Here is an 11,935-nt window from a genome sequence, read left to right on the forward strand (position 1 = left end):
CGAGGCGTGAGGCCCGAGTCCTGAGGCCCGGGCCCGCGGCCCGAGGCCGCCGGGCCCGGTGCGGGCTCCGGTACGCGCGCGTCAGGCCTGGCGGCGGACCTCCACCACCCGGAAGCGGTTGGCCACGAACGCGCCGTCGCACAGCGCCGCGTTCGCCGCCGGGTTGCCGCCCGAGCCGTGGAAGTCGGAGAACGCCGCCGTCTGGTTGACGTAGACGCCGCCCGTCAGGTTCAAGGAGAGCTGGGCGGACTCCTCAAGGCAGACCTCCTCGATCGCGCGCTCCACCTCCTGCGACGTCGTGTACGCGCCGACCGTCATGGCGCCCTTGTCGCGGACCGTGCGGCGCAGCAGCTCCACCGCGCCGGCCGTGGAGTCGACGGCCACGGCGAACGTGACCGGGCCGAAGCACTCCGACAGGTAGGCCGCCTCCGCGTCCGGCTTGGCGCCGTCCAGCTTGACGATCACCGGGGTGCGCACCACCGCGTCCGGGAAGTCGGGGTTGGCGATCTCGCGCGAGGCCAGGGCGACTTCGCCGTGGCCGGAGGCGGCCTCCAGGCGGTTCTTCACATCCGGGTTGACCAGCGCGCCCAGGATCGCGTTGGCGCGCGCGTCGTCGCCGAGCAGGCCGCCGACCGAGGCGGCGAGGTCGGCCACCACCTCGTCGTAGGACTTGGCTCCCGCGTCCGTGCTGATGCCGTCGCGGGGGATCAGCAGGTTCTGCGGGGTGGTGCACATCTGGCCGCTGTAGAGGGACAGCGAGAAGGCCAGGTTGGAGAGCATCCCCTTGTAGTCGTCGGTGGAGTCCACGACGACCGTGTTGACGCCGGCCTTCTCGGTGTAGACCTGGGCCTGGCGGGCGTTGGCCTCCAGCCAGTCGCCGAAGGACGTCGACCCCGTGTAGTCGATGATCTTGATTTCGGGGCGGACGGCCAGTGTCTTGGCGATGCCCTCGCCGGGGCGCTCGGCGGCCAGCGCCACCAGGTTCGGGTCGAAGCCCGCCTCCGCCAGGACCGTGCGCGCGATCTGGACGGTCAGGGCGAGCGGCAGCACCGCGCGCGGGTGCGGCTTGACCAGGACGGGGTTGCCGGTGGCCAGCGAGGCGAACAGGCCCGGGTAGCCGTTCCACGTCGGGAAGGTGTTGCAGCCGATCATCAGCGCGATGCCGCGCGCGGTCGGGATGAAGGTCTTGCTGAGCTCCAGCGGATCGCGCTTGCCCTGCGGCTTGGACCAGTGCGCCGTGTCCGAGGGGGTACGGGTCTGCTCCTGGTACGCGTACGCCACCGCCTCCAGGCCGCGGTCCTGGGCGTGCGGGCCGCCCGCCTGGAAGGCCATCATGAAGGCCTGGCCGCTGGTGTGCATGACCGCGTGCGCCAGCTCGGGGGTGCGGGCGGAGATGCGGGAGAGGATCTCCAGGCACACCAGGGCGCGCGTCTCGGGCCCCGCCTCCCGCCAGGCGCCCATGCCGGCCTTCATCGCGGGCAGCAGCACCTCCAGGTCCGGGTGCGGGTAGGTGATGCCCAACTCGGTTCCGTACGGGGAGACTTCCGCTCCCGTCCAGTCGTCGGTGCCGGGCTGGTCCAGGTCGAAGCGGGAGCCGAGCAGGGCGTCGAAGGCGGCCTTGCCGTCGTTCTCGTACGCCTTGGGGTGCTCGGGGTGGGGGGACCAGTACGCACGCGTGCGGATCGCTTCCAGGGCCTGGTCGAGCGTGGTCCGGTGGGTCTCGGTGAGCTGCTGGGGGCTGAGCTGGGCGGCCATACGGACCAACTCCTCGTCGAGCTGGGCAGGGACGGGCGGACAGAGTTAGAGTAACCGAACGATCGGTCGGGACAAGGGGGTCCGTCGAACCTGTGGATAACTCATCGGGGAGGATCGCGTCATGACCGCCATCGAACAGAGCCACGCCGTCGGACCGGACCGTGCCGTCGCCGTTGTCGGCACCGGGACCATGGGCCAGGGCATCGCCCAGGTGGCCCTGGTGGCCGGGCACCCCGTGCGGCTGTACGACGCCGTCCCCGGCCGGGCGCGGGAGGCCGCCGATGCCATCACGGCCCGCCTCGCGCGGCTCGTCGAGAAAGGCCGGATCCCTTCGGCCGAGCGCGACGCGGCCCTCGCCCGGCTGCACCCCGCCCAGGAGCTCGCCGAGCTCGCGGACGCCGCGCTGGTCGTCGAGGCGGTCCTTGAGCAACTCGACGTCAAGCGGGAGCTGTTCACCGCGATCGAGGAGGTCGTCGCCGAGGACTGCCTGCTCGCCACCAACACCTCCTCCCTGTCCGTGACGGCCGTCGCGGGTGCCCTGCGCCACCCGGGCCGCTTCGTGGGCCTGCACTTCTTCAATCCGGCCCCGCTGCTCCCCCTCGTCGAGGTCGTCTCCGGCTTCGCGACCGAGGAGGCGGCCGCCACGCGCGCGTACGAGACGGCGAAGGCGTGGGGCAAGACGCCGGTGCGGTGTGCCGACACCCCCGGCTTCCTGGTCAACCGCATCGCCAGGCCCTTCTACGCGGAGGCCTTCGCGGTCTACGAGGAGCGCGGCGCCGACCCCGCCACCATCGACGCCGTGCTGCGCGAGAGCGGCGGCTTCGCCATGGGCCCCTTCGAGCTGACCGACCTCATCGGCCAGGACGTCAACGAGGCCGTGACCCGCTCGGTGTGGGAGTCCTTCTTCCAGAGCCCCAAGTTCACCCCGTCGCTGGCCCAGCGCAGGCTGGTCGAGTCGGGCCTGCACGGCCGCAAGAGCGGGCGCGGCTGGTACCCGTACGGGGACGACGCGGTGCGGCCCGAGCCGCACACCGCCGGTCCCGCCGACGCTCCCTCGGCCATCACGGTCGTCGGTGACCTCGGGCCCGCCGCCGAGCTGGTCGCGATGGCGCGGGAGGCGGGCATCGAGGTGAAGACCGTCGAGTCGGGCGGCCCGTACATCGGGCTGCCGGGCGACGGCCAGCTCGTCCCGGCCGACGGGCGCACCTCCGTCGAGTACGCGGACGTCGTCTACTTCGACCTCGCCCTCGACTACCGGGGTGCGACCCGCATCGCGCTCTCGGCGAGCGAGGACACCTCCACGCGCGCGGTGAGCGAGGCCGTGGGCCTCTTCCAGAAGCTCGGCAAGAAGGTCAGTGTCATCGGGGACGTTCCCGGCATGATCGTCGCCCGTACCGTCGCGATGCTCGCGGACCTCGCCGCCGACGCGGTCGCCCGGGGCGTCGCGACGCCCGAGGACGTCGACACCGCGATGCGCCTGGGCGTCAACTACCCGCTCGGACCCGTCGAGTGGAGCCGCAGGCTCGGCCGGGACTGGGCGTACGACCTGCTGTCGGCGATGCACGAGCGCTGCCCCACCGGGCGGTACGCGCCCTCGCTCGCCCTCTACCGGCAGTCGTACAGCAACGGCGAGGAGACCGCCTCATGACCACCGCCAAGCGGGACACGTACACCCCGGAGACCCTGCTCACGGTCGCCGTGCGGGTCTTCAACGAGCGCGGCTACGACGGCACGTCCATGGAGCACCTCTCCAAGGCGGCCGGCATCTCCAAGTCGTCGATCTACCACCATGTGGCGGGCAAGGAGGAGCTGCTGCGGCGGGCCGTCAGCCGCGCCATCGACGGCCTCTTCGCCGTCCTGGACGAGCCGGATGCCAGCCGAGGGCGGGCGATCGAGCGGGTCGAATACGTCACTCGCCGAACGGTCGAAGTGCTGATGGCTGAGCTGCCGTACGTCACGCTGCTGCTGCGCGTACGCGGCAACACCAAGACCGAGCGCTGGGCGATGGAGCGCCGCCGGGAGTTCGACCAGCGTGTGTCCGACCTGCTCAAGGCGGCGGCCGCCGACGGCGACCTCCGTTCCGACATCGACATACGCCTGGCGACCCGGCTGCTGTTCGGCATGGTCAACTCCCTGGTGGAGTGGTACCGGCCGCAGCGCGACGGGGAGGCGGAGCGCGCCCAGGTCACCGAGGCGATCGTCCACCTGGCCTTCGACGGGCTGCGCACCCACCCGTGACGCGCGCGTGGCGTTGACGCCCCACTGAGTCCAGATCGCCATCCAGGTCATGAATGCCGTGCGCACGCCTACGGCGTGCCCGGGCCCGGGTCCAGGTCGGTCTCCTCGAAGACCAGCAGGGTCCGCGTGGACAGCACCTCGGGGATCGACTGGAGCTTGGTCAGGACCAGTTCGCGCAGCGCCCGGTTGTCCGGCGAGTGCACCAGGAGCAGCACGTCGAAGTCGCCGCTGACCAGGGCGATGTGTGCGGCCCCCGGCAGCGCCTGGAGCTGCTCGCGGACCGTGCGCCACGAGTTCTGCACGATCTTGAGCGTGATGTACGCGGACGCGCCCTGGCCGGCCCGCTCGTGGTCCACGCGCGCGGTGAAGCCACGGATCACCCCGTCGTCCAGCAGACGGTTGATCCGGGCGTAGGCGTTGGCGCGGGACACGTGCACACGCTCGGCCACGGAGCGTATCGAGGCGCGGCCGTCGGTCTGGAGCATGCGCAGGATGTCGCGGTCGACGGCGTCCAGCGGACGCGCCACCGTGCCCTGGGTGCCCTGGCCCTCGTCGGCCATTTGTTCAGCTGCCATGTCCCCCCGCCTCCCTAGCATGGACGACCTGTCTCTATCCCAGGCTGTGCAGAACCGTTTGTCCACAGGCTCGCGGTGCCTGTAGCCAAAATGCGCTCTCGACCGAACAATCGGTAGGTGAGGCGCATCACACTGTCGTGCCTCCTTCCCGCTCCCACGAGGAGGTGCTTCGTCATGACGGTCCAAGAGCTGCCCGGTGCCGGTGCCGCCGCCTACCGGCCCACCCCTCCCCCTGCCTGGAGGCCCCGCACCGACCCCGCCCCGCTGCTCCCGGACCCCGAGCCGTACCGCGTGCTCGGCACGGACGCCCCGCTCGACCGCGCCCTGATGCTGCGGCTGTACGCGGAGCTGGTCCGAGGCCGGCGGTACAACGCGCAGGCCACCGCCCTCACCAAGCAGGGCCGCCTCGCGGTCTACCCGTCCTCCACCGGCCAGGAGGCCTGCGAGGTCGCGGCCGCGCTGGTGCTCCAGGAGCAGGACTGGCTCTTCCCCAGCTACCGGGACACCCTCGCCGCCGTGGCCCGCGGACTCGACCCCGTACAGGCCCTTACCCTGCTGCGCGGCGACTGGCACACCGGATACGACCCGCACGAGCACCGCATCGCCCCCCTGTGCACCCCCCTCGCCACCCAGCTGCCGCACGCGGTGGGCCTGGCGCACGCCGCCCGCCTCAAGGGCGACGACGTGGTGGCGCTCGCCATGGTCGGCGACGGCGGCACCAGCGAGGGCGACTTCCACGAGGCGCTGAACTTCGCGGCCGTCTGGCAGGCCCCGGTCGTCTTCCTCGTGCAGAACAACGGCTTCGCGATCTCGGTGCCGCTGGCCAAGCAGACCGCGGCCCCCTCCCTCGCCCACAAGGCCGTCGGGTACGGGATGCCGGGCCGGCTGGTCGACGGCAACGACGCGGCGGCGGTCCACGAAGTGCTGGCCGACGCCGTCGCGCGCGCCCGCCGAGGCGGGGGTCCCACGCTGATCGAGGCCGTGACGTACCGGATCGAGGCGCACACCAACGCCGACGACGCCACCCGCTACCGGGTGGACGCCGAAGTGGAGGCGTGGCGCGACCACGACCCGATCCGGCTCCTGGAGGCCGAGCTGACCAGCCGCGGATTCCTCGATGACAGCGGGAAGCAGGCCGCGGCCGACGCCGCCGAGACGATGGCCGCCGCTCTTCGCGAGCGGATGAATGCGGACGCGGAGCTTGACCCCATGGACCTCTTCGCGCACGTCTACGCCGAGAAGACGGCCCAGCTGCGCGAGCAGGAAGCCCAGCTGCGGGCCGAGCTGGCGGCGCACGAGGACGAGCACGAGGGGGAGCGATGACCACGGTCGCGGCGAAGCCCGCCACCATGGCGCAGGCGCTGCAGCGCGCCATGCGCGACGCGATGGCCGAGGACCCCTCGGTCCATGTCCTCGGAGAGGACGTGGGCACGCTCGGCGGGGTCTTCCGGATCACCGACGGGCTCGCCAAGGAGTTCGGCGAGGACCGCTGCACCGACACCCCGCTCGCCGAGGCCGGGATCCTCGGCACGGCGGTCGGCATGGCGATGTACGGGCTGCGGCCCGTGGTGGAGATGCAGTTCGACGCGTTCGCCTACCCGGCGTTCGAGCAGCTGATCAGCCATGTCTCCCGGATGCGCAACCGCACGAACGGCGCCATGGGCATGCCGCTGGTGGTGCGCGTGCCGTACGGGGGCGGGATCGGCGGGGTCGAGCACCACAGCGACTCCTCCGAGGCGTACTACATGGCGACCCCCGGGCTGCATGTGGTGACTCCCGCCACCGTCGAGGACGCGTACGGGCTGCTGCGCGCGGCCATCGCCTCCGACGATCCGGTCGTCTTCCTGGAGCCCAAGCGGCTCTACTGGTCGAAGGCCGAGTGGTCGCCGGACGCGCCCACCGAGGTGGCGCCGATCGGCAAGGCGGTCGTGCGCCGTCCCGGCCGCAGCGCCACGCTGATCACCTACGGGCCCTCCGTCCCGGTCTGCCTGGAGGCGGCCGAGGCGGCCACGGCCGAGGGCTGGGACCTGGAAGTCGTCGACCTGCGCTCGCTGGTGCCCTTCGACGACGAGACGGTGTGCGCCTCGGTGCGGCGTACGGGCCGGGCGGTCGTCGTCCACGAGTCGACCGGATTCGGCGGCCCCGGCGGCGAGATAGCGGCCCGGGTCACCGAGCGCTGCTTCCACCACCTGGAGGCGCCGGTGCTGCGCGTCGCCGGGTTCGACATCCCGTACCCGCCGCCGATGCTGGAGAAGCACCACCTGCCGGGCGTGGACCGGGTCCTGGACGCGGTGGCGCGACTGCAGTGGGAGGCGGAGAGCTGATGCCCAAGGTCCTGGAATTCAAGCTGCCGGACCTCGGCGAGGGCCTCACCGAGGCGGAGATCGTGCGCTGGCTGGTGGCGGTGGGCGACGTCGTGGCGATCGACCAGCCGGTGGTCGAGGTCGAGACCGCCAAGGCGATGGTGGAGGTGCCGTGCCCCTATGGGGGCGTGGTGACGGCGCGGTTCGGCGAGGAGGGCACGGAACTGCCGGTCGGTGCGCCCCTGCTGACCGTCGCGGTCGGCGCGCCCGAGGCGGCCGAGGCCGAGTCGTCGGAGTACTCCGGCAATGTGCTGGTCGGCTACGGGACGGGCGAGGCCGTACGGCGGCGGCGACGGGTGCGCCCGGCGCCGGTGGGCGCGCCGCCCGCCGCCGCCCCGGTGGCGCCGTCCGCGCCCCCGGCGAAGGCCGCGCCGGACCACGCGCGCGCCGCTGCTCCGGCGGCCACGAACCAGACCGCGTCCGGTGCGGCGAGCGGCGGCCCCGTGCCCGTCATCTCGCCCCTCGTACGGAAGCTGGCCCGTGAGAACGGGGTGGACCTGCGCGAGCTGACCGGTTCCGGGCCACACGGGCTGATCCTGCGCTCCGACGTGGAGTCGGCGCTGCGGGTGGCGGCCGAGCCCGTCACGGCGGCGCCCGGGCCCGTGCCGGTGGCGGCCGGTTCCGCCACCGCCGGGACGCGGATACCGCTGCGCGGGATACGGGGCGCGGTCGCCGACAAGCTGGCGCGCAGCCGGACCGAGATCCCCGACGCCACGTGCTGGGTCGACGCGGACGCCACCGAACTCATGGCGGCGCGAGCCGCGATGAACGCGGTGGGGGGTCCGAAGATCTCCGTACTGGCTCTGCTGGCCCGGATCTGTACGGCGGCCCTCGACCGCTACCCCGAGCTCAACTCGACGGTGGACACGGCGGCGCGGGAGATCGTGCGGCTGCCGGCGGTGCACCTGGGCTTCGCCGCCCAGACCGAGCGGGGCCTCGTCGTGCCGGTCGTCCGGGACGCGCAGGCGCGCAGCGCGGCGTCGCTGAGCGAGGAGTTCTCGCGGCTGACCGAGGCGGCCCGGGCGGGCGCGCTGACGCCCGGCGACCTGACCGGAGGCACTTTCACGCTGAACAACTACGGGGTGTTCGGGGTGGACGGGTCCACCCCGATCATCAACCACCCCGAGGCGGCGATGCTCGGAGTGGGCCGGATCATGGCCAAGCCGTGGGTACACCAGGGCGAGCTGGCGGTACGTCAGGTCGTCCAGCTGTCGCTGACGTTCGACCACCGGGTGTGCGACGGCGGTACGGCGGGCGGCTTCCTGCGGTACGTGGCGGACTGCGTGGAGCAGCCAGCGGTCCTGCTGCGGTCGCTGTAGCTGTAGCTGCGGCTGTGCGGATGCGGCTGTGGCCGTAGATGGGCCATAGCTGTGGTCGTAACCGCAGCTGTGGCCGGGCGGGGGTAGCGGAGACACGCCGCTACCCCACCCCCGTGCCCGGGTGCGCTGCCGCCTGCCCCCGGGCGATGCCTCTCGTACCCCGAGCGCCCCATACTGCTGGGATGACGACCCCCTATGACGCCATCGTGCTCGCCGGAGGGGCCGCGCGGCGGCTCGGTGGGGTGGACAAGCCCGGGGTGCGGGTGGGAGGCAGGGCGCTGCTCGACCGTGTGCTCGCCGCCTGCGCCGGGGCCGGGGTCACCGTGGTGGTCGGGGGGCGCCGGACCACGGCGCGGCCCGTGGTGTGGACGCGGGAGGAGCCGGCCGGTGGCGGGCCCCTCGCCGCGCTCGACGCCGGGCTGCGGCTGACCACCGCCCCCTCGGTGCTCGCGCTCTCCGCCGACCTCCCCTTCCTGGGTGCGCCCACCGTCGCGTCCCTCCTCGACACGCTCGGCACGGGCGCGCGCGAAGGCGTCCTGTGCGTCGACGAGAGCGGGCGGGCACAGCCGCTCGTCGCCGTCTACCGGACCGAGCCGCTCCGCCGTGAACTCGCCCTCCTCACGGCCGAACACGGCGGCCTCGGCGGGCTCCCCCTGCGGCTGCTGACCGGGGAACTCGACCTCGCCCACCTCCCCGCCCCCCAGCCGCTCGCCTCGTTCGACTGCGACACCTGGGAGGACATCGCGGCGGCCCGGGCCCGGATCAGGGAGCATGGGAACGTGCTGGACGAATGGATCACCGCAGTCAAGGACGAACTCGGCATCGAGCTGGACGTCGACACCGGCGTGCTGCTCGACCTGGCCAGGGACGCCGCCCACGGCGTGGCCCGGCCCGCCGCGCCGCTCACGACCTTCCTGGTCGGCTACGCGGCCGCCAAGGCGGGCGGGGAGGGCGCCGACGTCGCCGAGGCGGCTCGCAAGGCCGCCGCCCTCGCCAACCGGTGGGCCGCCGAGAAGGACGAGCTCAACCCATGACCGGCGCCGAACCGTCCGTGTCGCCCGTCGACGACGGAGTGGAGGAGGCGCTGGCCCTCGTGAGTGCTCCCGTCCCCGCCCCCGGCCCCGCACCGGGGCCCCGCCCCCGCCACCGCGCCGTCCCCTGGCACCAAGCCAGGGACACCGCCGTCGCGGCCGGACGGGCGGCGCCCCGCCGCAGCCATGCGGTGCCGCTGGCCCAGGCCCTCGGCGAGACGCTGGCCGCCCCCCTCGCGGCCCTCACCGATCTGCCCTCCTTCGACACCTCCGCCATGGACGGCTGGGCCGTCGCGGGCCCGGGGCCCTGGCGGATCCGGGGCGCGGCCGAAGGGATCCTCGCCGGGCACACCGCGCCCGTTCCCCTCGCGGACGGCGAGGCCGTGCGGATCGCCACTGGGGCGCGCATCCCCGCCGAGGCGACCGCCGTCATCCGCAGCGAGCACGCCCGTACGGACGAGGCCAAGGCGCTGCTCCACGCCGAGCGGGAGGTCGTCACCGGGCAGGACATCCGTCCGCGCGGCCAGGAGTGCCGCTCGGGCGACCAGCTGCTGCCCGTGTCCACGCTGGTCACCCCGGCTGTCCTGGGACTGGCGGCGGCCGCCGGGTACGACGAGCTGAGCACTGTGCCACGGCCCCGCGTCGAGATCTTCGTCCTCGGCGACGAGCTGCTGGCCGAGGGGCTGCCGCACGAGGGGCTGATCCGGGACGCGCTCGGCCCGATGCTGGGGCCCTGGCTGCGCATGCTCGGCGCGCAGGTCGTCGCCACCCGGCGGCTCAAGGACGACGCCGAGGTGCTGTTGGCGGCCGTGACCGGATCGCAGGCCGACCTGGTGGTGACGACCGGCGGTACGGCGGCCGGGCCCGTCGACCATGTGCACCCCGTGCTGCGGGCGATGGGCGCCGAGCTGCTCGTGGACGGGGTCGCCGTGCGCCCCGGGCATCCGATGCTGCTGGCCCGGAGCGCCGCCGGGAAGCACTTGGTGGGGCTGCCGGGCAATCCGCTCGCGGCCGTCTCCGCGCTGCTCACGCTCGCCGAGCCCCTGCTGCGGGAGCTCGCGGGGCGCGCGGGCGGTGCCGCGTCCACCGGCCCGTACACCGCCGCGCTGCGCGACGAGGTGCACGGGCATCCGTACGACACCCGGCTCGTGCCCGTGGTGCACCGGGCCGACCGGGTGGTGCCGCTGCACTACAACGGCCCGGCGATGCTGCGCGGGATCGCGGCGGCGGACGGGCTGGCGGTGGTCCCGCCCGGCGGAGCGAAGGCGGGGCAGGAGGTCGAGGTCCTGGATCTGCCGTGGGGTCAACTGGGGCCGGGCGACGGGCGTTTCACGTGAAACGTGCGGCCTCCCAGCCCCCTGGATGCTCAAGTCCCGTGTTGCGAGCGGGTGTTTCACGTGAAACATCCCGCCCGGGGCTACGCATGCACCTCCGCCCGGGGCTACGCATGCACCTCCGCCTGGGCCCCTGCCCGCACCTTCACTCTGGTCTCCGTCCGCACCTCCACCCGGTTCGTCGTGTGACCCGTCATGCGTGCCCCAACTCCTGCACGCGACAACGGCGTTTCACGTGAAACTGCCCGGACAGGACGCGATCGCCCGGCAGGCCGGGGAGAACCTGGTCATCCGGCGGGTGAAGCTGCCGCGGCGAGTGGTTGACCGGCCGTTGCGGCAGGTCGGCAAGCGACTGTTGATGGCGCTCGGCGTACTGGTGCTGACCACGTTCATCGTGTGGATCGACCGTTCCGGCTACCACGACAACGCCGACAGCGCTCTGGACCTGCTGGACGCCGCCTACTACGCCACCGTCACGCTCTCCACGACGGGTTACGGCGACATCGTCCCGTACAGCGACAGCGCCAGGCTCACCAACATCCTCCTGGTGACACCGTTGCGCGTGCTCTTTCTGATCATCCTGGTCGGTACGACTCTCGAGGTCCTCACGGAGCGGACCCGGGAGGAGTGGTGGCTCAAGCGCTGGAAGGCGAACTTGCGAGATCACACCGTCGTCGTCGGCTTCGGGACGAAGGGCCGCGGCGATCCAGACGCTGTGTGCGACCGGGCTGAAGAAGGAGCAGGTCGTGATCGTCGACCCCAGCGCGAAGGTGGTCGAGGCCGCCAACGCGGAGGGGTTCGTCGGGGTCATCGGGGGCGCCACGCGCAGTGATGTGCTGCTCCGGGCCGAGCTGCAGAAGGCCCGTCAGATCGTGATCGCCACCCAGCGCGACGACACGGCGGTGCTGGTCGCTCTGACGGCACGCCAGCTCAACCGGGGGGCGAAGATCGTCGCGGCGGTGCGGGAGGAGGAGAACGCGTCTCTGCTGCGGCAGTCCGGGGCGGACGCGGTGATCACGAGCGCGAGCGCGGCGGGGCGGCTGCTCGGGCTGTCCGTGCTCAGCCCGAGCGCGGGCACGGTGATGGAGGACCTGATCCAGCAGGGCAGCGGGCTCGACATCGTCGAACGGCCGGTGAAGAAGAGCGAGGTGGGGCGGGGGGTCCGGGAGACCGAGGAACTCACGGTGAGTGTGCTGCGCGGCCACCGGCTGCTGGCGTACGACGACGTGCGGGCCAGCCCGCTTCAGCTGACGGACCGGCTGATCACGATCGTACGGGCGGGCGGGGCGGCCTCGGAGGGGGTGGCGGAGTAGCGTCGGT

Annotated in this window: 9 protein-coding genes and 1 pseudogene; 8 read left to right on the forward strand and 2 right to left on the reverse strand. The window is 72.9% G+C overall.

What is annotated here, in order from left to right; translation table 11 throughout:
- Window positions 1–81: 81 nt before the first annotated feature.
- Entirely contained in the window at window positions 82–1,755 is a 1,674-nt protein-coding gene (gene paaN / locus AB0G17_RS05730) for a phenylacetic acid degradation protein PaaN (RefSeq protein WP_361375973.1), read from the reverse strand.
- A gap of 121 nt (window positions 1,756–1,876) precedes the next feature.
- Between paaN and AB0G17_RS05735 the strand changes: the two genes are divergently transcribed.
- Window positions 1,877–3,403, forward strand: coding sequence for a 3-hydroxyacyl-CoA dehydrogenase (locus AB0G17_RS05735; RefSeq protein WP_361375976.1), 1,527 nt, complete (start codon window positions 1,877–1,879; stop codon window positions 3,401–3,403).
- Window positions 3,400–3,993 carry a TetR/AcrR family transcriptional regulator gene (locus AB0G17_RS05740; protein WP_361375979.1) on the forward strand — a complete coding sequence of 198 codons (594 nt, stop codon included), beginning with the start codon at window positions 3,400–3,402 and terminating at the stop codon, window positions 3,991–3,993. Before AB0G17_RS05735 ends, AB0G17_RS05740 begins: the two co-directional genes overlap by 4 nt.
- A gap of 68 nt (window positions 3,994–4,061) precedes the next feature.
- On the opposite strand, the gene AB0G17_RS05745 is transcribed toward AB0G17_RS05740, so the two are convergent.
- On the reverse strand, window positions 4,062–4,568 hold the full coding sequence (locus tag AB0G17_RS05745) for an Lrp/AsnC family transcriptional regulator (protein WP_361375982.1): 507 nt from the start codon (window positions 4,566–4,568) through the stop codon (window positions 4,062–4,064).
- 174 nt (window positions 4,569–4,742) lie between these two features.
- On the opposite strand from AB0G17_RS05745, the gene pdhA reads away from it, so the two are divergent.
- The 6 genes and pseudogenes from pdhA to AB0G17_RS05775 all read left to right on the forward strand — a co-directional run bounded on the left by pdhA (window position 4,743) and on the right by AB0G17_RS05775 (window position 11,928).
- On the forward strand, window positions 4,743–5,891 hold the full coding sequence (gene pdhA / locus AB0G17_RS05750; protein WP_361375985.1) for a pyruvate dehydrogenase (acetyl-transferring) E1 component subunit alpha: 1,149 nt from the start codon (window positions 4,743–4,745) through the stop codon (window positions 5,889–5,891).
- Window positions 5,888–6,892 (forward strand): alpha-ketoacid dehydrogenase subunit beta, encoded by a 1,005-nt coding sequence (locus AB0G17_RS05755; RefSeq protein WP_361375988.1) that lies wholly within the window; start codon window positions 5,888–5,890, stop codon window positions 6,890–6,892. The genes pdhA and AB0G17_RS05755 overlap by 4 nt, the downstream gene beginning before the upstream one ends.
- Entirely contained in the window at window positions 6,892–8,250 is a 1,359-nt protein-coding gene (locus AB0G17_RS05760; RefSeq protein WP_361375991.1) for a dihydrolipoamide acetyltransferase family protein, read from the forward strand. The genes AB0G17_RS05755 and AB0G17_RS05760 overlap by 1 nt, the downstream gene beginning before the upstream one ends.
- A 182-nt stretch (window positions 8,251–8,432) precedes the next feature.
- Window positions 8,433–9,284: a DUF6457 domain-containing protein gene (locus AB0G17_RS05765; RefSeq protein ID WP_361375994.1), complete on the forward strand. Its 852-nt coding sequence runs from the start codon at window positions 8,433–8,435 to the stop codon at window positions 9,282–9,284.
- Window positions 9,281–10,618, forward strand: a complete 1,338-nt coding sequence (locus tag AB0G17_RS05770; RefSeq protein ID WP_361375997.1) for a molybdopterin molybdotransferase MoeA — start codon at window positions 9,281–9,283, stop codon at window positions 10,616–10,618. The genes AB0G17_RS05765 and AB0G17_RS05770 overlap by 4 nt, the downstream gene beginning before the upstream one ends.
- Before the next feature lie 232 nt (window positions 10,619–10,850).
- Window positions 10,851–11,928: pseudogene (locus AB0G17_RS05775) on the forward strand (potassium channel family protein).
- The last annotated feature ends 7 nt before the right edge of the window (window positions 11,929–11,935 follow it).

It is taken from the genome of Streptomyces sp. NPDC023838 (genome assembly GCF_040639555.1).
Taxonomy (GTDB): domain Bacteria; phylum Actinomycetota; class Actinomycetes; order Streptomycetales; family Streptomycetaceae; genus Streptomyces.